Raw genomic sequence first — 21,720 nt, 5'->3', positions numbered from 1 at the left:
CTTACGAGTTGATGGTGGCCACGCTCATGGTGCCGTTGGTGTAGCAGTAGGCCTCCACCTCGGCGGTGCACACGCCGTTATTGAGGAACCAGCTCTCGCCTTCCGGCAGGGTGACGCCGTAGATGGTGCCGCTGGCAGAGCAGTTTTCCGGAGTCGCGAAATCACCATTCATTGTCAGCGAGCACCCCGCAATATGCTGTGCTAATTCAAAGCTCTCGAAAAAGAGCTCCGGCTTCACATACGTCTTCATAGTTTTCTCCTCTCGTTTCCGCCCGGGCCCGCAGCCGCCCGGCGCCATATTCCGCTCAGCCGTCCCGCCGGACGGCTGCCGCTTTACGATCCTTACGCCCGCTGCCGGGACGGCCGTCCCGCCGTCTCAGACCAGGAGCCCCGCCTCGTCCATCTTTTCGAGGAAGGCACACACGTCCGCCCGGGCCGTGGCCGGGTCCACCTCATATTCCGCCAGGAGCGCCTCCACCAGGGAATCCTCCGTACACTCGGACTGGAGCTTCTTCCAAAGCAGCAGCCCGCTTTCGCTGAGGGTGACCATCCCGTGGATCTTCAGGGCGGTCTCCCCGGTGGGGATCAGCAGGTACTCCCCCGCGATCTCCCGCAGAACCATTTCGCTCGTTGCGCGCACGCGTTTTCCATCCCTTCCGGACACATGGGGCCGCAGCCGCCATGCAGTCTCTGCCGTTTGCTTATAATCGTGTATATGATAGCACAGCGGACTGGAAAATTCAAGAACTTCCGCCGGGGAAAACAGCAAAATTTCCCAAATCTCCCGGGCGCTTTTCCCCCGGAACGCAAGGCGGGCCGCCGCACTCTCGTGCGGCGGCCCGTCGGAACTGCGTGGATGCGATCCGTCTCAGATCACGGGAACGGAAATCACTTCGCCGGGGTTGGAAGCGGAGTTGACCGTGGCCCACTCGTTTTCGAAGGCGGCCCAGTCACGCACGGGCAGGATCTTCGTCCAGACCTCGTAGGTGCTGCCGTCGGCGGCGGTCATCACCTCATACTCGTGGGAGTTGGTGGCCTCCTGCATGTCGGCATAGTACCAGGCGCTCTTGTTCATGTTGTCCGGCCAGGTAATCATGCCGGGGAGCATGTGGTCGGCGTCGGGGGCACGGCCCAGCACCCGGTTGAAGATGGCCATGGCCTGGGCGCGGGTGATGTTCTGGTTGGGACGGAACGTACCGTCGGAGAAGCCGTTGATGAGGGCGGCCTCGGCGGCCTTGTTGATGTAGTCCCTGGCCCAGTGGTCGGCAATGTCGGAGAACTTGTCGTCACCGGAGTAGGTCACGTCGAAGAAGCGCACCGCGATGGTGGCGAACTGGGCGCGGGTGATGGGGGCGGAGGGACGGAACGTGCCGTCGGAGAAGCCCTCGATGACGCCGGCCCGGGTCATGGTGGACACGGCCGCGTTGCACCAGGTGTCCGGCTGGACGTCGGTGTAGGGGTTGCTCTGGCTCCACAGCTCGTTGCGGGACTCGTCAGTGAGCATGCGGAAGAAGATGGTGGCCACCTCACCGCGGGTGATCTGGGCCTCGGGGTGCACCAGGCCGTCCTTGCGGCCGATGATGTAGGCGTAGTGGTCGGTGTCGTTCAGGTCGGCCAGAGGCACATCGTCATCGGGGATGATGGTCTCACCGCCGTCGCCGCCGCCACCGCCGCCGCTGCTTCTGCGGTAGCTCAGGCTGGGCTCGGGGAACAGCAATCCCTCGCCGGAGCCGGCGGGCTGCAGGTAGGCCTGCACGTTGGTCAGCACGTCGTGGTGGCCGGTGGTGCCGTCGTATCTGACCAGCTGCTGGACGTAGGTGATGCTCACCTTGCCGCCCCGGACCATGTCGGTGCCCAGGGTCAAGGTGAAGTGCTCGTCGGCGCCGTCGGTGTACACCAGGCGGGAGCCGTCGGCAAAGGTGATGGTATTGCCGGTGCCCAGGGTACCCGTGTAGGTCTGGCTGCCCACCCGCAGCGTGATGGTCGCATCCTTCTCCAGGTCGAAGTCGTAGATCTCGGTCTCGCCCCGGTCAGTCTGGGTCTTGCCCATGTAGTCCACCACGGTGCTGCCGGCGGACACGGCCACGTTCATCTCACCGGCGATCTTGGCAAAGGCATCGGAGAGGTTGTCGGCGCTCAGTCCGGCGGAGATGCCGGTGCTGTCCATGGCCACGGCCATGTCCACAAACTCGCCGGCCAGCTCCGTCAGGGCGGAGAGGTCTTCGTCATCGGCGTAGTAGTCCCGGCCCACGGTGAACAGGTTCACGTCGTCGGGAATGGTCTCCAGCTCCTTGGCGGCCCAGTACACGCCGGTTTCGAAGTTGGTGTACCGGTTCTCGTCGTCCTTGACGGCCTGCACGGCCTCCGCCAGAGGCTCGCTGCCGGAGACGGTCACGTTCTGGGGCGCGCTGGGGATGTTCTCACCCAGCAGGGCGTTGAGGGAGGGGAAGGCGTCGTAGCCGCCGTCGGCTGCGTCGGAGTTCATCAGGTCGTGGGTCTGGCCGTCGGCGGTGTAGGTGTTGCGGACGGACTCGGTGCCGTTCAGCCAGGAGTAGCTGCCGCCGTCGGTGACCAGCACCATGTACTTCTCGGTGTCCGCAGGCAGCGCCGCACCCTCCAGGTCCGCAAGGCCGGCCCGGATGCCGGACTGGACGTTGGAGCCCCGCAGGCTGTCCGTGGTCTGGAGCAGATCGGCCACGCTGTCGGCCAGATCCTCATCGATGGCCTCCGGCACGGTGGTCATGGGCAGGACGGTCTTGGCCTTGTTGCCGAAGACGGTGACGCCCACGTAGACGTTCTCGTTTTTCACGAAGGTGGAGCGCAGCTGCTCGGCCAGGGTCTTGACCAGGGTCAGATCCCCCGCGCTGTAGAGGCTGCTGGTGCCGTCGAGCACGAACTCCACCGCCACCGGGTTCTGGTCCGAGGGGGCGGAGATGGTCAGCGTCATGGTGGTCTCCATGTTGCCGTTGAGGCTCTCTGCGGTCTTGTCCAGCAGGATGCCGTTATGGTTTTTCTGTCCGGGAGTCGGCCCGTTGTACTGCGCCGCATCGGCGGCCAGCGCGGACGGCGCCATGCAAAGGAGCATGACGGCAGCCAGGATTCCCGCAAAAACTCTGTGTTTTCGCATGTCCGATACCTCCATTTACACATTTTGCAGCCCCGGACGCACCGCCTCCGACAGGGCGGAACAGGGCCGCGTGCTGGTTGGAACACAGCCACATAAACTGGAATTTATTATAACATACACTTTCCGGCGGGGCAACTGCAAAACCGGTGGAAATTGGATAATTTTTTCATTTTTGGGTTTTTCCTTCCATCCCCCGGCGGCGCCGCCGGATCAGAAATCCCCGGCCATGGCGGCGGATTCCTCCGGCGTCAGGACCCGGACGCGGCCGTCCACCACCCGGTAGGCCCGGCGGCAAAGGCCCAGGGCGCTGGGCCGGTGGGTGGTGAGGATGAGCGTCTTGTCCGGACAGCCCGCCGCGATGGCCCGCAGCACCTGCCGCTCCGTGGCCACGTCCAGGGCGGAGGTGGCCTCGTCCAGCAGCAGCACCGGGGCGTCCTTCAATATGGCCCGGGCGATGGCCAGCCGCTGGGCCTGCCCCTCGGAGAGGCCCCGGCCCCGCTCCCCCACGGAGGCGTGGAGCCCGCCGGGCATCCGGGAGACGAAGTCCCAGGCGCAGGCAAGGCGCAGCGCCCGCTCCATGTCCGCCTCCGTGGCGTCGGGCCGCACCAGGCGCAGATTGTCCGCCACGGTGCCAGAGAGCACCGTGTTGCCCTGGGGCACGTAGGCGATCAGGGGCCGGGTGTCGGCCCCCGCCGCCGTCTCCACCCCGTCGGCAGAGCGCAGGTACACCCGTCCCGCCGACGGCCGCACCAGGCCCAGGATGAGCCGCAGCAGCGTGGTCTTGCCCTCCCCGGAGGGCCCCACCAGCCCCACGATCTCCCCGGGCCGGGCGATGAAGTCCGACCCGGTCATCACCGCCGCCCCGCCGTAGGAAAACGTGACGCCCTCCATGGCCACGGTAAAGCCCGGACGGCCGGGGGCGGCGCCGGAGGCGGGGGGCTCCCGCTCCAGCTCCGTCAGCTCCCGGATGCGCCGGGCGGAGACGGCGGAGGTCAAAAAGGCGGGCACCACCCCCACCAGGGAGCGGAACGTGGTGGAGAGCCGGGCGCTCTGGGACAAAAAGAGGGTCATGGTGCCGTAGACGATGCGGCCCGACCAGAGAAGATACAGGCAGTAGCAAAAGCCCGCCATCTGCACCGCCGTGCCCAACAGGGACAGCGCCGCCTCCGTGCGGACGGAAAAGCGGTTGTAGTCCAGTCCGGCGGCGCGGTAGTCCGACTGCTTTTCCCGCAGCCGGCGGCCGCACGCGTCCGCCAGGCCGAAGCTCTTGACCGTGTCCAGATTGGAAAAAGTCTCCACCTCGTAGCTCATCAGGGCGCTGCCCGTCTCCTTCATGCGCTGGTTGCAGCTGCGCATGCGGCCCATCAGGCGCCGGGAGCTGAGCAGCAAAAACGGGGCGCTGGCCAGGGCCAGCAGGGCCATGACGCGGTCGTAGTGGAAGATGACGGCAAAGGTGGCGGCAAAGGTGTAGGCGCCGATGACCAGGTTCGGAAGCCACCCGATGGCGTTGGAGGCCACGGTGTTCACGTCCGCGGAAAACCGGCTGGCCAGCTCGCCGCTGGTATAATCGTTCAGGGACAGCCAGTCCGCCCCCAGCACCGCGTCGAAGACGCTGGCCTGGATGTCGCAGCTGACAAAGAGGCTGATGCGGGCGGACACCCGGGAGATGACGCTGCGCAGCAGGATGCTGGCCAGGGCCGAGCCCACCATCACCGCCGCCAGGGTCCCCAGCCGGGAGAACTGGTAGCCGGTGATCACGTCGATGGCGTACTTGCCCGCCAGGGCGGAGACGATGCTCAGCGACGAGCCCGCCACGCCCATGACCACGTAGCACACCACGGCCCAGCGGTAGCGGCGGGTGAAGGTGAAGATCCACCGCCAGTCCTCCGCCAGCTCTCCCAATGTGCCCTCCCGCCACCGGCGCGCCAGGGCCCCCAGGGCCCGGGACCCCAGCAGCGTGGGCTCCTGCACTTTACGATCCACGGCGCTCCCCTCCTCTCACCCGGCGCACCAGGCTCCATCCCCGGCGCAGCGCCGGCCGCACCGGCCGCAGCCACAGCCAGGGTCCGGCGAAAAACCGCCACCAGAAGTCCTCCGGGCCGATCCAGCGTCCCCGGCGGCGGACCTTCGTCACCACGGCGAACACCCGCTCCGGCGCCACCGGGCCCTCCACCGCCTGCTGGCCGTCTCCCACCAGGAAGTACCCCGCCGCCGTGACGCGGCAGATCCGGTGCATGATGTACGACCCGTCCGCCCGGCGGAAAAAGGCCATGTCCCCCCGGCGCAGGGGGCCCTGGGGCCGGGAAAAGCAGATGGCGTCCCGGCCGTGGACGAGAAACGGGGTCATGCTGCCGCCGGTGACCGTCAGCGTCACCTGACGGCCCTGGTCCAAAAGCTCCATCAATACGGGCAGGTACGTCCGGGCGTCCACCTGCCGGGGCCGCTGCTCCACGGCGCTCCCTCCTCTCACGGGGTTTTAGAAAAAAAGCCGCCCGGTGCGCGGGCGGCTTTTGGGTTCACTCCTCCTCCGGCCGGGTCTTGCGGCGGGCGTATTTGCCGTAGCCGTAGGCGTGGTAGCCGCCGTAGCCGTAGCCATAGCCGTAGCCGTAGCCCCCCTGTCCGGTCTGGACGCCGTTGAGGACGCACCCTAAGATGGGCGTGCCCGTCTCCGAGAGGAACTGGAGGCTGTCCACAATGTGGGACACCTCCACCGCCCCCGCCCGCAGCACGTACAGCGTGCCGTCCGCCAGCCGGGTAAGCCCCGCGCTGTCGGCCAGAAGGCCGCTGGGGGGCGTGTCCAGAATCACGTAGTCCGCCTCCCGACGCAGCTGGTCCACCACCGTCCCCAGACGGCGGGAGGTGAGGAACTGCCGGGCGTCCTGGGCGGGGCGGTCCCCCGCCAGCAGACGCAGCGTGGTGCCCTCCACCGCCGTCAGGGCCTGGAGCGCCGGCGTGCCCTCGGAGAGCACCTCCCACACGCCCCGGGAGGCCGTCTCCACCCCCAGCGCCGCCTTCACCGACGGCTTGCGCAGGTCCATGTCCGCCAATATCACCTTTGCGCCGCTCTGGCTCAATGTCAGGGCCAGGTTCACCGCCACGGTGGTCTTTCCCTCCCCGGGGAGGGTGCTGGTGACCAGAATCACCCGGGCGCCCTCCTTTTCCGCCTGGCGCAGGAATTTCATCCGCATGCTGCGCACGCTCTCCTGGAACGCCGAGCTCACCCGGCCGTTGCGGATGGAGATCCGCTGGTCGATGGCCTTGCCCCGGCGCTTGAACGTGACCTTGGGCAGCGTGGCAAGGCACTTGAGGTTCAGCCGCCGCCGGATGTCCTCCGGGTCCCGGATGCTCCGGCGGGTCAGCGCGTAGAGCAGCACGATCCCGAGGCCCAGCACGCAGCCCGCCGCCGCGCCCTTGCACACCGTCCGCACCGGGCGGAAGGCGTTATAGGGGGCCTGGGCCACCTCCGGCTGCGTCAAAAGGTTCATCACCGTGTTGCCGATCACGTAGTCGGCCACCTGGGGGTAAACCTGGGTGACCGCCATCAAAATATCGTAGGCGTCCTGGGGGTCCGGGCTGGTGACCCGCAGGGAAAAGAGGTTGGTGTTGTCCACCGTCTGGGCGGAGATGCTGCCGTTGAGATAGTCCACCCCCATGGCCTGGCGGAGCTTGGTCTGCATGAGCTCCGACTGGATGAGGTAGGGGAAGGTCTTGGTCAGCTGCTCCGCCGTGGCCTTGTCGTAGTAGCTGGTGGTGCCGCCGATGTCGGTGAGGGAGGTGCTGTCCATCTGGATGGTGAACGTCACCTCCGAGGCGTACAGGGGGGTGTAGCTGCGCCAGGCCCGCAATCCCAGGCCCGCGGCGCACACCACCGCCAGCACCGCCGGCAGCCACCACAGCTTCCCCATGGCCCGGCCGAACTCCTGAAGCAGCCGGAAAATGTCGATCTTCTCCGGCTCCGTATTGTGCTTATGCTCGTCCATCGCTGCCTCCCGCCGTCTCCGCGCCCTTGCCGCGGTGTTTGCTGCCGTATCCGTAGCCGCCGTACCCATAGCCGTACCCGTAGCCGTAGCCGTAGTGGTCCGTGGAAAACGGCATGCCCCGCACGTCGTTGAACACGCACCCCAAAAGCTCTGCCCGGCACTGGCTCAAAAGGTCCACCGTGTCGTTGATCCGCCGGGCCGGGGACACGTCCTGGCGCACCACCAGCAGCGAAAGGTCCGCCTGGTCCGCCAGGGCCTCCACGTCGGAGAAAAGGGCCATGGGCGGCGAGTCGATGACGATGTAGTCCATCTCCCGCCGGGCCCGCTCCAAAAGCTCCCCCATGGCCGGCGAGGCGATCAGCTCCGCCGCCGCGTCGCTGCTGCGGGTGGAAAAGAGGGTGTAGAGGTGCTCCCGCTCCAGATACTCCGGGGCGCAGGCCGCCTCCCCCTGGAGCATGTCCGCCAGCTCCGCGGCGGGCTTGGAGTGGAAGAGCTTGTACTGGGCGGCCTTGTGCAGGTCCGCGTCCATGAGCAGCACCTTCCGTCCCCCCTGGGTCAGCGCCAGGGCCAGGTTGGCCGCCACCGTGGACTTGCCCTCGTTTTCCGCCACGCTGGTGACCAAAATCACCTTCCGCTCCCCGTGCCGGGCGGCAAAGTCCACCTTGGAGGCAAGCTTGTAGACCTCCTCCGTAAAGCAGAAGCTGGCCACGGGCATGGTGATGAGCAGTCCCTGGTTGGCCTTTTTCAGCTTGGTGCGCAGGGTCTTGTTTTTCACCTCGTGGTGGATGGTGGCAAAGAGCTTCACGTCCAGCTTGCGCCGCAGGCCCTGGGAGGTCTGCACCGTGTCCGAGAGCACGGCGATGGCCAGCACCGCCGCCGCCATGGCCCCGGCGCCGATCAAAAACGCCCGCCGCAGCAGCAGCCCCCGGTTCACCGGGTTGGACGGCGCCGTGGGCACGGAGGGGCTGTCCAGCACCTTGAGGATCACGTTTTGAAATACGTACTCCGACACGGCGTCGTAGTTGTCCAGCAGCAGCTCCAGGGTCCGGAAGGCGTCCTCCGGGGCGTCCGCCGTCACCGTCAGCACCAGCAGGTTCGTCTCCGGCAGCACGGAGGCCGTCAGCTCCCCGGGCAGGGAGGACCGGCCCAGCTGGCTGGCGGCGATGCCGCTGAACATGTTGCTCTCAAAAAGCTCCGTAAACGTGTCGGCGATCTCCGACGAGAGGGTCAGGTTGGACAGCACCGACGAATAGCCGCCGCTTTTGACGCTGACGGCCAGGGTGGCGCTGGCGGTGTACTCCGGCCGGTACAGGCTCTGGATGGCCGTCATGGTCAGCATGACGGCGATGAGCCCCGCCGCCGCGATCATCAGCACGTCCCGCCCCAGCCGCCGCAGCAGGCACACGGGGTTGAGCTCCGCCCAGTGAAACATCTCTTGTTCTTCCATTGCGCACCTCACTCCGTGATGACATACAGTGTGGCGGTACCCACGGCGCCGCCGGTGCCGGCGGCGGTGTAGGTCACCCGGCTGACCCCCTTCCGGAGGCCGCCCTCCGGCAGGTGGGCCGACACGGCCCCGCCGCCGCTGACCTCCGAGACATAGGCCATGGGGTCGAAGGGCTCATCCGCCGTCCGGTAGACCAGGTACTTCGTCAATGTGATCCGGGGCTCCCCGGCGGCGTAGTTGCGGATGACCACGTCCAGCGTCACGCTGGCGGTATCGCCCAGGCTGTTGGTCACCTCGAAGGTCACCGGGTAGGTGCCCTCGTAGTAGGGGGAGAGGTCATTGGAGTTGACCTTGATCCGGTCGGACAAATCCCCGTCGATCACGTCCCAGGCGCTCATGCGGTCCTTGATGCGCACGCTGGCGCCCATGGAGTAGCGCAGCTCCTGCGTCAGGGAAAACCGGGGGGGCGTATAGTCTGTGTACACCAGGGGCCGGGTCCGGGAGACCACGTGGCGGTCGCTGTCGGCCACCACGTAGGTGACGATGAGCTGCCCGCTCTCGTCCCGGGCGATGCCCTCCACCAGAAGAGAGTCCGTCAGGTCGCCGTCCTTTTCGTCCCGGGCGGTCACGTCCCGCACCAGGGCGTCGGTGCCGCTGTCCGCCACGGACAGCACCAGGGGCGTATCCGGGCAGTCGATGACGGGGATGGTTTCGTCGGCGGTATAGGCCCGGTAGGCCGTGGACGCCCCCAGCAGCAGTGCCGAGAGCACAAAACACACCAGGGTGATGATACGCAGTCGTCTCATAGTCGCTCCTCAAGCTCGTTCAAATTCCTCCAGCACCGGCCGCACGGGCCGGTCTGCCAGAATGCGCCGGGGGTTCTCCTCCAGCAGAAAATCCGCGATGTCCGGCCCCACCGCCGCCGCGGTCAGCTCCCAGGCCTCGTCCAGACGGGGGGTGCGGCGGTAGGGGCTGTGGGCGTCGGAGGCCATCAGGTGGACGCACCCCCGGTCCAGGCACCAGCGGGCCGTGTGCCGGGCCCGGCGGCCGAACCGGCCCGCAAGGCTGCCCTTGTTGATCTGGAGCACCCAGCCCCGGCCGGCCCAGTCCAGCAGCCGCTCCTCCGCCCCCTGGATGAAGTCGTAGCGCTCCGGGTGGGCCACCACCGGCACCGTGCCCCGGGCGGCGATGGCCGAGAGGATGTCCTCGGCGAAGGCGGGGGACTCGTCAAAGGCGAATTCCACCAAAAGATAGCGGCTGCCGCCCAAGGTCAGCAGCCGCCCACGGTCCAGCAGGTCGGGCACGTCGGCGGTGGCGAACACCTCCATGCCCGCATACAGCGCCGGACCGTCCGCTCCCACGGCGGCGCGCAGAGCCTCCAGATGCTCGGAAAGCTCCGGTCCGGCATAGTTTTCATAGGCCCCCGGCACGTTGCAGTGGGGGGTCACCGCCATGGCCTCCACCCCGCTCTCCCGGGCCAGGGCCGCCATGGCCAGGCTCTCGTCCATCCCGGCGGCGCCGTCGTCCACACCGGGGAGGATGTGACAGTGCAGGTCCGTCATCTCAGCCGTTGCGGAACTGCTCCAGGTAGGCGGCCTTCTTCAGGCTCTTTTCCTCCTGGTAGGTCTTCTCCACCTGCCGGGCCAGGGAGTCGTCCCGGCCCGCCTGCTGCAAAAGCTCCCGCAGCCGGGCCACCACATCCGCCACCTGGGCGTCGCAGTCCGCCTCCAGGTCCGTCAGCTCCTCCACCCGCTTGTAGACCACGTCGGCCTTGTTCTCGTCGGTGTGCTCGCCCTGGGTGTACTCGTCGATGGCCGCCTGGGCGATGGACTCCAGCTTGGCGATGTACGTGCTGCGCAGCACGTACATCTGGGCGATCTGCTCCTGGATCTGGGCGTCCAGGTCGCTCTGGGCCTGGGCGCCGGTCTGCACGTCCGGGGCTTCGGCGGCGGGCACGTCGCCGTCAATGAGCTTTTTGGCCGCGTCCGCCACGGAGAGGGTCCCCTCGTCCAACTGGCGCAGCTCCTCCTCGGAAAACTCGTAGCTGCGCACATGGTATTCCTCCATGGCGCCGGTGAGGGTCTGCTCGTTTTCCGCCAGCTTCTCATCGATGTCCGCCTGGGAGAGGGTCAGCCCGTAGCGCAGGGCATTGAGGTTGTTCCACTGCCAGGCCGCCACGGCCACGCCGGCCACCGCCAACACCGCCACGGCGCCCAGCGCGATCTTTCCGCCTTTTTTCATGCTCTTCTCCTTATTCGTTCACACCCGGGCCACGGCGGCCAGGTCCTCCAGCTGGTTGGCCTGGCCCTCCCGCACGGCGCGGATGGCCTCCCGGTTCACTTCCTCGGGGCTGCGGAACGTGGGCACCAGCGTGCGCAGCACCCGGAAGATCTCCTCCCGTCCGCCCCGCTCCGCCGCGGCCGCCAGCTCCTCCAGCCAGTTTTTCATCTCGCCCTCGTCCACGTCGGGCTTTTCCTCCACGAAGATCTTCTCGTTCTCCGTCCGGCGCAGTCCCGCCGAGGCGGTGAGCAGCTCCTCGTAGAGCTTCTCCCCGGGCCGCAGTCCCACCTCCTGGATGTCGATGTCCACGTAGGGGGTGAAGCCGGAGAGGCGGATGAGCTTTTCCGCCAGGTCCAGAATGTGGACCGGCTCGCCCATATCCAGCACGTACACCTCGCCGCTGCGGGCGAAGGAGCCCGCCTCCAGCACCAGCTGCACCGCCTCGGGGATGGTCATGAAGTAGCGGATGATGCGCTTGTCCGTAATGGTGACGGGGCCGCCGTAGGCGATCTGCTTTTTAAAGAGGGGGATCACGGACCCGTCGGACCCCAGCACGTTGCCGAAGCGCACGGCGGCAAAGGCCGTCCGCCCGCCCCGCAGGCCCTGGATCACCTGCTCGCACAGGTACTTGGTGGCCCCCATGATGTTGGTGGGGTTGACCGCCTTGTCCGTGGAGATGAGGACGAATTTCTCCGCCCCGTACTTCCGGGCGGCAAAGGCGGTGTTGTACGTGCCGAAGACGTTGTTCTTCACCGCCTCCTCCGGGCAGTTTTCCATGAGGGGCACGTGCTTGTGGGCCGCCGCGTGGAACACCACCTGGGGCCGGTAGCGGTCAAAGAGCTGGTCCATCTTCTTCCGGTCCCGGACGGAGGCGATCTCCACCGACAGCGGAAGGCTCTTGCCGTAGAGGTGGAGGAGGTCGTTTTGCAGGCCGTAGGTGGTGTTTTCCGCAATGTCCACGATCACAAGGCGCCTGGGGCCGTAGCCTGCGATCTGCCGGCACAGCTCCGAGCCGATGGACCCGCCGCCGCCGGTGACCAGCACGGTCTTGCCGGCAAGGAAGCTGCGGATGCGGTCGTTGTCCAGCTGGACAGGCTTGCGGCCCAGCAGGTCCTCGATCTGCACCTCCCGCATGCTGGCCGTCAGCGACGCGCCCTCCCGGCCCAGCTGGGTCACCGGGTCCTCCAGGATGTGGAGGCGGCAGTTGGTCTCGGCGCACCGGCGCAGGATCTCCGTCTGGCGGGCGGCGTCCAGATTGGGGATGGCCAGGATCAGCTCCGTGACGGGGGTGTCCTGCAAAAGCTCCCCCAGGCGGTCGATGGGCCCCCGGACGGGCACGCCGTGGATGCGCTTGCCGATCTTGTCCGGGGCGTCGTCCACCAGGCAGTAGGGGATGTAGCGGCCCCGGGGATTGCTCACCAGCTCCCCCAGCAGGCTCACGCCCAGGTTCCCGGCGCCCAGGATCGCCGCGTAGCTGCGGCCCTCGGCCCCCCGGCCGGCTACTTTGAGCCGGTAGATCCGGTAGAGGAAGCGCACCGCCAGCATGCACAAAAGGGCCAGGGCGGTGCCCGTCAGGGCCCGGGTGATCCAGATGCGGCTGGTCTCCAGCGTCAGGTTGAGCACCGCGTAGAGGATGAAGCCCAGGCTCATGCCCGCCAGCAGCACGAAGTACTCCCGGCTCTCGGCGTAGCGCCAGAGGCTGTTGTAGGTCTTGAGCAGCAGCTGGAACACCAGCACGCACACCGTCAGAAGGCCGATGTGGCCCACCAGGTTCAAAAGTCGGATGTCCTGCCGCAAAAGCGCCGGGAAAAAGAGGGCGAAGTTGCAGGCGAAGATGATGCACACGTCGACGGCCAGCACGATCTGACCCCGGAATTTTGCCACGGCAAGCCCCCCTCTCTCCTTCCAGATAACACCAAAAAACGCATGGTTGGAATTATTATATCCCCCAGCAAATGGAAAGTCAAATATGCCCGGCGCATTTCTTCCTTTTCCCGGATTTTTCACGGGCTCTTTCCGGCAAAATGCGGCCCGGGCGGACAATTGTCCCACGTCTGCGGCAAATTTTGCCTTTGTTGCCCCGCAGCCGTTGACGGCGCCGGTCAAACCCGTTAAACTGGAAAAAAGCCGCCTCTGTGGGGCGGAAATCAAACGCGGGAGTTTTGTCTATGCTGGAAATCTTGCTCAACCTCATGGGAAAAGTGGCGCTGCTGGTGGCGCTGGGATACGTGCTCACCCGCCGGGGCCTTCTGACGGAACGGTTCCAGAAGGATCTGACCGCCTTCATGATGCAGGTGGCCCTGCCGGCCAACGTGCTGACCACCGCCTCCAACCCCTTTTCCGCCGCCCTGTCCAAAAATCTTCTCATCACCGTGGCCGTGGCGCTGGTGTACTACATTGCCGCCCTGGCGCTGACGGCCCTCGTGGGGCGGGCGCTGCCCCTGGAGCGCAGGGAGCGGGCCATGTTCACCCTCATGGCCGTCTTCGCCAACACCGCCTTTTTGGGCTTCCCCCTCATCTCGGAGCTGCTGGGCCAGGAGGGGCTTTTGTACGCGGTGGTGTTCAACATGGTCTGGCTGGTGTTCTTCTTCACCATCGGCATCTCCATGGTGTCCATGCAGCGCCAGATCCGCATCAAGTCCATTTTGTCCATGCCGGTGACCATCGCCTCATTGGCGGCGGTGGTGCTCTACGTGTCCCCCTTCCGCTTCCCGGTCTTTATCCAGGACACCCTCTCCACCCTGGGGTCCATGGTGGTGCCCATCTCCATGCTGCTCATCGGCTGCTCCCTGGTGCCCATCCGGCCGGTGGAGATTTTGAAGGACCCCTGGTCCTACGCCGTCAACGTGCTGCGGCTGGCGGTCTTTCCCCTGGCGGTGCTGGGCATTTTGTGCCTGATCCCCGGCGTGCCCCATCTGGTGGCCCTGGTGTGCGCCGTCATGTGCTGCCTGCCCAGCGCGTCTTTAAGCGTGGTGTTCGCCCAGCAGTACGACTGCGCCCCGGCCTTCGCCTCCCGGGCGGTGGTCCAGGGCATGGTGCTCATGATCGTGACCATTCCCCTCTTCATCACCCTGGCGGTGACGGCGCTGCCCCTTTGAAACAGCAAAAAAAGCGGAGCGGAAAATTTCCGCTCCGCTTTTTTATGTCCGGTAGCCGTCGGGGTTTTTCCGCTGCCAGTTCCACGAGGATGCGCACATCTCGTCCAGGCCCCGGCGGGCGCTCCAGCCCAGCTCCTGCCGGGCCCGGGTGGGGTCTGCCCAGCAGGCGGCCGCGTCCCCGGGGCGGCGGTCCTCCACCACGTAGGGGATGGGGCGGCCGCTGGCCTTCTCGTAGGCCCGGACTACCTCCAGCACGCTGTAGCCCCGGCCGGTGCCCAGGTTGCACACCAGCAGCCCGCAGCCGTTCTCCAGCCGCCTGAGCGCCGCCGCGTGGCCCTCCGCCAGGTCCATGACGTGGATGTAGTCCCGCACGCCGGTGCCGTCGGGGGTGGGATAGTCCCCGCCGAACACGTGGAGCACCGGCAGCTCCCCCAGGGCCACCTTGGCGATGTAGGGCACGAGGTTATTGGGAATCCCCCGGGGGTCCTCCCCCAGAAGGCCCGAGGGGTGGGCGCCGATGGGGTTGAAGTACCGTAAAAGCGCCACGTTCCACTCCGGCTCCGCCCGGCAAAGGTCCGTCAAGATCCGCTCGATCATGAGCTTGGTGGCCCCGTAGGGGTTGGTGGCAGAGAGCGGCGCCTCCTCCGCCACGGGCACCGTGGCCGGGGCGCCGTACACGGTGGCCGACGAGGAGAACACCAGGTTCCTTACCCCCGCCGCCGCCATGGCGTCCAGCAGGTTCAGCGTGCTCACCAGGTTGTTCTCATAGTACTTCAGGGGCTTTTGCACGCTCTCCCCCACCGCCTTGAACCCGGCGAAGTGGATGACCGCGCCGATGTCCGGCCAGCGGCGGAAGGCCTCCTCCGCCGTCTCCCTTTGGCAAAGGTCCGCCCGGAGAAAGGGCACCTCCCGCCCCGTCAGGCGCGCCACCCGCACCAGCGCCTCGGCGCTGGAGTTGGACAGGTCGTCCACCACGGCGATGTCGTAGCCCTGCTCCAACAGCGTCACGCAGGTGTGGCTGCCGATGTAGCCCGCGCCGCCGCATACCAAAATCCGCATGGTTCTTCCCTCCTAGTCAATGATGCCGTACCGGCGCAAAAGCCCCACCCGCTCCCGGCCGATGGCCAGGCTCTCCCGGGCGTCGGCGGGGCCGCTGCGATCCCGGTAGGACGCAAGACGCTGGGCCCAGGCCACCGGCACCAGCCAGGGCCGCCGGGCAAGGTAGGGGTAGCGCCCCGCCAGGGCATCGGGCGGCGGGAACACCGTCCGCAGCACCTGCCGGGCGGTGTGGGCGCCGCTGCCGTCGGAGACGGCGGCAAGGGTGATGCGGCTGCTGTGGAGCCGCTGGGCGGAGCTGCTGCCGTAGATCCCCGCCGCCAGCAGGTCCTCCAGCAGCGGTCCGCAGTCCACCCTCAGCTCCTCCAGCCACGCCGTCACCGGGGCCGGGTAGTCCACCCCCAGGTGCCGCCGCCCCACTTCCATCAGTCCCGCGGCGAACCGCTCCGCCCGGGCCGCCGCCAAAGACGCCGTCAGCGCCCCCCAGTCCAGACCGCCGCCCCAGGCCCGGGCCGCAAGGGACACGTCGCAGGCCTGGCGGATGCCCACGCCGGAGTGGAGGAAGTGCTTGCAGGCGTGGAGGATGAGATAGCGCAGGTGGTCCGCCGGGCACAGCGTCCGGCACTCCACCCCCGCCGCCATTGTCTCCACCGCCCGGTCAAAGGCCCCGTCGAAAAGGCCGTTCATCCACCCGTAGGCCTCCGAGTCAGGGGGAAAGAGGGCGCTGTGGAGCTCCAGATACGCCCCCGTGCGCCCGTCCCGGCAGGAGGTCACCTGCCCGCCGCCGGAGACGGCCCAGCCCGCCCGGGCCAGGGCATCCGCCGCGGCGGGCAGCTCCGGCGGAGGCAGCAGCAGGTCCTCGTCGGCGGAGATACGCAAATCCGGCTTGGGGTACAGTTCCCGGCACACGGCCCCCTTGACCACCAGAGGACGGCACCCGGCCCCCTCCAGGGTCTTCCAGGCGGCGGCAAAGGCCCCGTCCCGGCGGATCTGACCGGCCATGTCCTCCGCCGCCCGGCGCAGCACCGCCGACGCCATGTCTCCCCGGCCAAGCACCGGCACCAGGGCGTCCGCCGCCATGGCCAGCACCTTCTGCTGGTCCGCAAGACGCCACAGCTTCTCCCAGTCCGCCGTGTCCTTCAGGAGCGGCCGGGCCGGCTCCCGGCGCAAGAAGGCCCCCAGGCCCTCCAGCAGCTGCTGTTCGTATCGCTCCACGCCGTTCCCTCCTCTCCTGCTCGTTAGGTTTCGGGCACCAGGTCCAGCACCATCAGCTCCGGGGGATTCCGGAACCGGGGCACCCGGCCGCCCTGGGTCCCCAGGCCCGCCGTGATCGCCAGATGGATCTTCCCCTTTTCGTACACCCCGTGGACGTAGGCGGGGAACCACCCCTGGTCCCCGCCGTAGACCCCGCCCAGCACCGGCAGCACCACCTGGCCCCCGTGGAGGTGGCCGCTGACCACCAGATCCACGTCCCAGGTGTCGGCGGCATCGCCGAAGACGAAGCTGTCCGGCCGGTGGCAGAGGAGCACCTTGCACCGCTCCGTTGCCTGAAAGTCCTCCAGAAAGCCATAGACCGCCGGGTCCATATGGTCGGGGTCGCAGGTGTTGAAATCGTCGGAGGCGAAGGCGTAGTCATAGAGCCCGCCCAGCCGGAGCCCGCCCCCCAGGTCCAGGTCCACATAGCTTTGCTCCAGCACCACGGCCCCCGCCGCCGTCAGCTCGTCCCAGAGGGGCGAGGTGCCCGCCGCCGCGTAGTCCAGCTCCTGGTTGCCGGGGGCGTAGTACACCGGGGCGATGGGCCTCAGGGACGCCACCGCGGACACGGCGCCGGAGGCGTCGGGGCTGTCGGCGTTGAGCATGTCCCCCGCCAGCAAGATGACGTCCGGGTCCGCCCGGGCCGTCAGCTCCGCCAGGGCCCGGCGGTCCGATGCCGACAGGCTCTCGTGGAGGTCGGAGAGCACCGCCGCCCGCACCGGCTCCGTCAGCCCCGGGAGCGCGATCTGCCACGTCCGCGCCACCGGGTCATGGGCCGAGCGCCACAATCCCCACGCCGTCCAGCCCGCCAGGGCCAGGGCCAGCGCCGCCAGTACCGGCAGTGTCCACCGTCTCCTCCGTCCCCTCATGGCTTCCCCCGCTTCCTGTTTTTTCCGGTCCATTGTACCACGGCCCGCCGCCAAAGTCCATCCCCTCCGCCTCTTGCGCGGCGGGGCCGATGGCGGTATACTGGAACCATCATGCATCTGCATCAACAGGAGGCAATCCCATATGGTCACCATGGCACAACGCATCGAATCCCTTCGCACGGAGCGGGGCCTCTCCCGCCCCGCCCTGTCCGCCGCCCTGGGCTTTCCCCGGACCGCGGTGGAAAAGTTTGAGACGGGCCGCCAGACGCCCACCCAGTCCCAGCAGATCCAGCTGGCCGCCTACTTCGGCGTGACTACCGGCTACCTGCGGGGCGAGACCGACGAGCGGGCCGAGGGCGCGGGCACCTGGCTGGAGCGGGCCTACGCCGAGGAAGAGCCCGTCCCCGCGCCCCGTCCCGCCGCCCCCAAGGGCCCGGCGGTGGTCCAGTCCTCCGGCGGCAAGGCCGAGGGGGCCATGTTCAGCGCCCTCTTAAAGAGCGAGTCCTTCCAGGCCCTGGTGCGGGATGCCGTGGCGGACTACCTACGCTCCGACGAGGGCCGGGCCCTGCTGGCCAAGGCCGCCCGGGGCCGGTGAGATTTTCCACAGGAGACTGTGGAAAACCATCGCAAAAAAGCGGACACCAAACGGTGTCCGCTTCTTTTTTTATCCCAGCTTCGCCGCCATTTTGATGAGCAGCGCCCGGACGCTTTTGTCCGTGTACTCCAACGCCTTCCAGCGGTCGGGGCTGTCGATGACCCCGGCGGCGGCCAGGGCGTCCACCGCCGCCGTCAGCTCCCGGTCCTCCGGGGGCGCCGGGGCAGCTTCGTCCACCCAGGCAAGGCCCAGGAACTCCGCGATGCCCCTGGCCTGGGCCCGGGCCAGGGCGGCCCGCCAGTCCTGGGACTTGAGGTTTTCCACATCATTGCGGTTGGTGTGGAAGGCGTGCTCGATGAGCACCGCCGGGGCCGCCGTGTGCTTCAAGACGTACAGCGCCGGGTCGTAGACGATGGGGCTCGAGCGCACCGCCGTCCCCGTCTCCCGCACCCGGGTCAGGATGGCCTTTGCCGCCTGCTCCCGCGCGCCGCCCTCGCCGTAGAGGTAGGCGCTCCACCCCCGGGCGTCGGACCAGCCTGCCGACCCCGCCGCGTTGGAGTGGAGGGACACGAACAAATCGAGGCCCGCGATGGCGTTGGCCGCGGCGCACCGTGCCGCCAGGGACACGGCCCCGCCGTCGGGCCGGGTCTCGGTCACCGCAGCGCCGCACCGGCGCAGGTGGACGGCCATGCGCTTTGCCATGTCCAGGCAGAACTCGTGTTCATAGTAGGTGCCGTCGGGGCTGCGGTTGGCAAGGTTCCCCGCGTCGTGGCCCGCGTCCAGCACCACGGTTTTCGTTTCGCTCACAGATCTCCCTCCTTCATGGACGTGCTCAGATATCGGCGGCGGCCTGCCGCTTTTCCGCCTGGGTGCCGAAGTAGAAGGCCACCACCACGGTGAACACCGTCATGAACTGCTCGGCGCTGATGCGGCCCGCCCAGGACAGCGCCGCGAACACCGCCGTCAAAATCACCGTCACAATGGACTTGACCGCCAGCAGATTGGCAAGCCGCCGCTGTACCAGCTCCATCTCAGCCCACCTGCACCTTCACGGCGCTGACGCAGTAGCCCAAAGCGTCGTAGGTGAAGTCGTAGCCGCAGCGGCGGACGGTCCTGCCCGCCAGGTCCTCCCGGTGGCTCAGGTCGGGCACGCTGCGGCCCGCTGCGGGCTGGGGCTGCTCGATGAACCCCTCCGCCATCTCCGCCTCGGTCCAGCCGGTACGTCCTTCCTTTTTCTTCTCTTCCATGCCATGCTCCTTTCTCCGGGCCCGGGGCCCGAATCCTCATTTGTGGTACTCCTCCAGGTCTGCCAGGCGGTGGTTGATGACCTTGATCTGCTCTTCCACCACGGGCACCCGCCGGGCAAAGTGGTTGTGCTCCCGGACCTCCCGGGTCAGCTCCGTCAGCTTGGCGTCCGACACCGCCTGGCGGCGGTTGTTGGAGACGATCACCCCCAGCAGCGTCAGTCCGCCGGAGACCAGCGCCACCAGGATGCTCTCCGTCATACTATGCGCCTCCCCTCTCCGGCGTGCAGGACGTGGCGGAAGCCGCCGGCGCCTCCGTCCCCCGCGCCCCGGCGGGGCCAACGTGCATGGGACCGTGCACGCCGGGGCAAAAAAAAGCGCCGGCCAATGGCCGGCGCTTCTGGCGCGGTTACGAGGGTTTCCCGGCGGGGCGGGTGACAGTGCGCACCCACTTCCAGCTGTGGAGCCGGAGGGAGACGGGAACGATCTTGTAGAGCTGGTCCCACTTGAGCAGGAAGAACACCGCCGTGGGCGGCGCCCCCCACCAGAAGGCGGCCGCGGCGGCCAGGGGCACCAGAATGAGCCACATGCTCACCAGGTTCATCCTGGCGCTGAAGGTGGTGTCGCCGCCGCCCCGGATGATGCCGTTGTCGCAGGCCATCTGGTAGGCGGTGCCCACGGTGGTCACGGCCAGCACCGCCATAAAAGACCGGGCCAGGGACCGCGCCGCCGGGGTCAGCGACGTGCCGAACAGGGCCAGCACCGGCCCCCGCGCCGCCCAGATGGCCGCCCCGGCCAGGATTCCCAGGCCCACGAACACCCGCTCCAGGGTGGTCACCAGGCTTTTAAGGCGCCCCCGGTCCCCGCCGCCGATGGTCTTGCCCACCAATATGGCAGAGGCGGAGGCGGCGCCGTAGCACACCACGGAGAGCACCTGGTAGACCTGCACGGCGATGGCGTTGGCGGCGGTGACGTCGCCGCCCAGGTGGCCCAGGATGCCCGTCTGCACCATCTGGGCAACGCCCCAGAGGGCCTGGTTCACCAGCACCGGCAGCGACACGCGGCCATAGTCACGCAGGTAGCTCTTGTCCATGTGGAGGAGCTGCCCCAGGCGCAGGTGCAGCCGCCGCTCCCCGAAGCGCAGATACAGCGCCACGATCAAAAGCTCCACGCACCGGGACACCAGCGTGGCGATGGCCGCCCCCCGCACCCCCAGCTCCGGAAAGCCGAAGCGGCCGTAGATGAGGCAGTAGTTGAGCACGAAGTTGATGCACAATGTGGAGGCGGAGATCACATAGCCGATCTTCACGATGCCCACGGACCGCAACGACGCCACCAGGATGTTGGTCAGGGTGAAGATCAGGTAGGTAAAGCAGATGATCTGCATGTACGCCACCCCCTGGTCCACCACCGCCTCGTCGGTGGAGAGAAGCCCCAGCAGCGTGCGGGGCATGGCCAGCGCCAGCACGAACAGCACCGCCGCCATGGCCCCGCCGAACCGCAGCGCCGCGCCGATGATGTGGGGGATGGGTCTCAGGTCCCCCCGGCCCCAGTACTGGGCCCCCAGCACCACGGCCCCCTCCCCGGCGCCGGAGACCAGCATCTGCAAAAGGTACTGGAACTGGTTGCAAAGGCTCACGCCGCCCATGGCCGCCTGGCTGTACCGCCCCAGCATGACCGTGTCCAGCAAATTGACGCCGAAGGTCAGCAGGTTCTGCAGCGCCAGGGACAGCGTCAGGGCGAAGAAGACGCGGTAAAAGTGTTTGTCCCGGATCATGAAGATTCCTCCGATTTTTGTTTGCTTCCTCCATGATAGACCCCCTCCGGCGGCGGGGCAATACAAAAACCGTGCACACCGTTTATATTTTGTGCTATCATGGAGGCAAAGGAGGCGTTTTTTATGGACGTACACCACGAGCCCGGGGTGCTGCCCGGGTCCCAGCGCTACTTCGCCACCCCCTCCGCCCTGGCCCGGCGGCTGTTCTTCTACGTGACCCGATGCGGCCGGTACCAATACGACGGCCGCTTTTCCTTCCGGGACGACTGCTCCGTGGCCCGGCTGGAGAGCCACCGGAACTTCTTTATGCTCTATCTGACCCAGGGCCGCATGCGCTTTTCCGTGCCCGGCGGCCCCTTCACCCTCCGGGCCGGGCAGCTGGCCCTGGTGGACTGCCGGGCCCCCCACGCCTTCGACGCCGAGGGGAGCGCCGCCTCCGTGTGGCTCCACTTCGACGGCCCCCTGGCCCGGCCCTTCTACCAGGAGATTCTCTCCCTCCGGGACGGCCGCCAGGCCCTGGACCTGCCGCCCCAGAGCCCGGTGGTGCGGGAGCTGGAGGCGGTGGTGGACTCCGTGGCCGCCGGGAACGGGTCCGAAGCGGACCGCTCGGAGCGGCTCTACCGGATCTTGTGCGCCCTGCTGTTCCCGTCCCCCGCCTGCCGGGACGACCCGGTAACCGCCGCCATGGCCTACGTGCAGGCCCACCTGGCCCAGCCGGTGTCGGTACCGGAGCTGGCCGCAGCGGTGGGGCTGAGCGCCTCCCACTTCTCCCGGCGCTTCCGGGCGGCCACGGGTCTGAGCCCCCACGAGTACCTGGTGCTGCGGCGCATCGACGCGGCCAAGCAGCTGCTCTTGTCCACCGAATTGCCCCTGCGGGACATCGCCGCCCGCACCGGCTACCATAGCGAGGTGAACTTCATCGTCTCCTTTACGGAAAAGACGGGCCTGAGCCCCACCGCCTTCCGCCGGGGAAGCTGAAAAAAAGCGGCCGCA

22 protein-coding genes are annotated in these 21,720 nt (G+C 67.6%); 3 read left to right on the top strand and 19 right to left on the bottom strand.

Annotated features, from left to right (window positions below):
* Window position 1: 1 nt before the first annotated feature.
* The 11 genes from QZS13_RS02290 to QZS13_RS02240 form a co-directional block, all read right to left on the bottom strand.
* Window positions 2-250: a hypothetical protein gene (locus tag QZS13_RS02290; protein ID WP_295585010.1), complete on the bottom strand. Its 249-nt coding sequence runs from the start codon at window positions 248-250 to the stop codon at window positions 2-4.
* Between the two features lie 126 nt (window positions 251-376).
* A complete protein-coding gene (locus tag QZS13_RS02285) occupies window positions 377-640 on the bottom strand; it encodes a PqqD family protein (protein WP_295585007.1) in 264 nt (87 codons plus the stop codon).
* A gap of 228 nt (window positions 641-868) precedes the next feature.
* Window positions 869-3,127, bottom strand: coding sequence for an S-layer homology domain-containing protein (locus QZS13_RS02280; protein ID WP_295585005.1), 2,259 nt, complete (start codon window positions 3,125-3,127; stop codon window positions 869-871).
* 210 nt (window positions 3,128-3,337) lie between these two features.
* Window positions 3,338-5,110 carry an ABC transporter ATP-binding protein gene (locus QZS13_RS02275; protein WP_295585003.1) on the bottom strand — a complete coding sequence of 591 codons (1,773 nt, stop codon included), beginning with the start codon at window positions 5,108-5,110 and terminating at the stop codon, window positions 3,338-3,340.
* The gene (locus tag QZS13_RS02270) at window positions 5,100-5,579 is read right to left on the bottom strand and encodes a S24/S26 family peptidase (protein ID WP_295585001.1); all 480 of its coding nucleotides are present in this window, start codon (window positions 5,577-5,579) and stop codon (window positions 5,100-5,102) included. The genes QZS13_RS02275 and QZS13_RS02270 overlap by 11 nt, the downstream gene beginning before the upstream one ends.
* Before the next feature lie 64 nt (window positions 5,580-5,643).
* Window positions 5,644-7,107 carry a polysaccharide biosynthesis tyrosine autokinase gene (locus QZS13_RS02265; RefSeq protein WP_295584999.1) on the bottom strand — a complete coding sequence of 488 codons (1,464 nt, stop codon included), beginning with the start codon at window positions 7,105-7,107 and terminating at the stop codon, window positions 5,644-5,646.
* Window positions 7,094-8,554 carry a polysaccharide biosynthesis tyrosine autokinase gene (locus QZS13_RS02260; protein WP_295584997.1) on the bottom strand — a complete coding sequence of 487 codons (1,461 nt, stop codon included), beginning with the start codon at window positions 8,552-8,554 and terminating at the stop codon, window positions 7,094-7,096. Before QZS13_RS02260 ends, QZS13_RS02265 begins: the two co-directional genes overlap by 14 nt.
* A gap of 8 nt (window positions 8,555-8,562) precedes the next feature.
* Window positions 8,563-9,360, bottom strand: coding sequence for a hypothetical protein (locus QZS13_RS02255; protein ID WP_295584995.1), 798 nt, complete (start codon window positions 9,358-9,360; stop codon window positions 8,563-8,565).
* 9 nt (window positions 9,361-9,369) lie between these two features.
* Window positions 9,370-10,116: a tyrosine-protein phosphatase gene (locus QZS13_RS02250; protein ID WP_295584993.1), complete on the bottom strand. Its 747-nt coding sequence runs from the start codon at window positions 10,114-10,116 to the stop codon at window positions 9,370-9,372.
* Window position 10,117: 1 nt separating this feature from the next.
* On the bottom strand, window positions 10,118-10,795 hold the full coding sequence (locus QZS13_RS02245) for a hypothetical protein (protein ID WP_295584991.1): 678 nt from the start codon (window positions 10,793-10,795) through the stop codon (window positions 10,118-10,120).
* An 18-nt stretch (window positions 10,796-10,813) separates the two neighbouring features.
* A complete protein-coding gene (locus QZS13_RS02240) occupies window positions 10,814-12,718 on the bottom strand; it encodes a nucleoside-diphosphate sugar epimerase/dehydratase (protein WP_295584988.1) in 1,905 nt (634 codons plus the stop codon).
* Between the two features lie 284 nt (window positions 12,719-13,002).
* On the opposite strand from QZS13_RS02240, the gene QZS13_RS02235 reads away from it, so the two are divergent.
* Complete coding sequence (locus QZS13_RS02235; RefSeq protein WP_295584985.1) at window positions 13,003-13,932, top strand: AEC family transporter; 930 nt, start codon at window positions 13,003-13,005, stop codon at window positions 13,930-13,932.
* A gap of 42 nt (window positions 13,933-13,974) precedes the next feature.
* Here QZS13_RS02235 and galE read toward each other — a convergent pair whose 3' ends face one another.
* From galE to QZS13_RS02220, 3 genes are read right to left on the bottom strand one after another with little or no spacing between them, the layout of a single operon-like run.
* Complete coding sequence (gene galE / locus QZS13_RS02230) at window positions 13,975-14,991, bottom strand: UDP-glucose 4-epimerase GalE (protein ID WP_295584982.1); 1,017 nt, start codon at window positions 14,989-14,991, stop codon at window positions 13,975-13,977.
* Window positions 14,992-15,003: 12 nt separating this feature from the next.
* Window positions 15,004-16,203, bottom strand: a complete 1,200-nt coding sequence (locus QZS13_RS02225; RefSeq protein WP_295584980.1) for a nucleotidyltransferase family protein — start codon at window positions 16,201-16,203, stop codon at window positions 15,004-15,006.
* A gap of 23 nt (window positions 16,204-16,226) precedes the next feature.
* A complete protein-coding gene (locus QZS13_RS02220) occupies window positions 16,227-17,111 on the bottom strand; it encodes a metallophosphoesterase (protein ID WP_295584978.1) in 885 nt (294 codons plus the stop codon).
* 142 nt (window positions 17,112-17,253) lie between these two features.
* Between QZS13_RS02220 and QZS13_RS02215 the strand changes: the two genes are divergently transcribed.
* Entirely contained in the window at window positions 17,254-17,706 is a 453-nt protein-coding gene (locus QZS13_RS02215; protein ID WP_295584976.1) for a helix-turn-helix domain-containing protein, read from the top strand.
* 69 nt (window positions 17,707-17,775) lie between these two features.
* On the opposite strand, the gene QZS13_RS02210 is transcribed toward QZS13_RS02215, so the two are convergent.
* The 5 genes from QZS13_RS02210 to QZS13_RS02190 all read right to left on the bottom strand — a co-directional run bounded on the left by QZS13_RS02210 (window position 17,776) and on the right by QZS13_RS02190 (window position 20,727).
* Window positions 17,776-18,513 carry an N-acetylmuramoyl-L-alanine amidase gene (locus QZS13_RS02210; protein ID WP_295584974.1) on the bottom strand — a complete coding sequence of 246 codons (738 nt, stop codon included), beginning with the start codon at window positions 18,511-18,513 and terminating at the stop codon, window positions 17,776-17,778.
* A 25-nt stretch (window positions 18,514-18,538) separates the two neighbouring features.
* Entirely contained in the window at window positions 18,539-18,736 is a 198-nt protein-coding gene (locus QZS13_RS02205; protein ID WP_295584972.1) for a hypothetical protein, read from the bottom strand.
* 1 nt (window position 18,737) lies between these two features.
* The gene (locus QZS13_RS02200; protein WP_295584970.1) at window positions 18,738-18,953 is read right to left on the bottom strand and encodes a hypothetical protein; all 216 of its coding nucleotides are present in this window, start codon (window positions 18,951-18,953) and stop codon (window positions 18,738-18,740) included.
* Between the two features lie 36 nt (window positions 18,954-18,989).
* Window positions 18,990-19,211, bottom strand: coding sequence for a hypothetical protein (locus QZS13_RS02195; RefSeq protein WP_295584967.1), 222 nt, complete (start codon window positions 19,209-19,211; stop codon window positions 18,990-18,992).
* 148 nt (window positions 19,212-19,359) lie between these two features.
* On the bottom strand, window positions 19,360-20,727 hold the full coding sequence (locus tag QZS13_RS02190) for an MATE family efflux transporter (protein ID WP_295584965.1): 1,368 nt from the start codon (window positions 20,725-20,727) through the stop codon (window positions 19,360-19,362).
* A gap of 123 nt (window positions 20,728-20,850) precedes the next feature.
* Between QZS13_RS02190 and QZS13_RS02185 the strand changes: the two genes are divergently transcribed.
* Window positions 20,851-21,705: an AraC family transcriptional regulator gene (locus QZS13_RS02185; protein ID WP_295584963.1), complete on the top strand. Its 855-nt coding sequence runs from the start codon at window positions 20,851-20,853 to the stop codon at window positions 21,703-21,705.
* Window positions 21,706-21,720 lie beyond the last annotated feature (15 nt).

It is taken from the genome of uncultured Oscillibacter sp. (assembly GCF_900546705.1).
Classification (GTDB): Bacteria; Bacillota; Clostridia; order Oscillospirales; family Oscillospiraceae; genus Oscillibacter.
The sequence above is the reverse complement of the archived record's forward strand: the minus strand, read 5'-3'. Positions and strand labels throughout refer to the sequence as shown.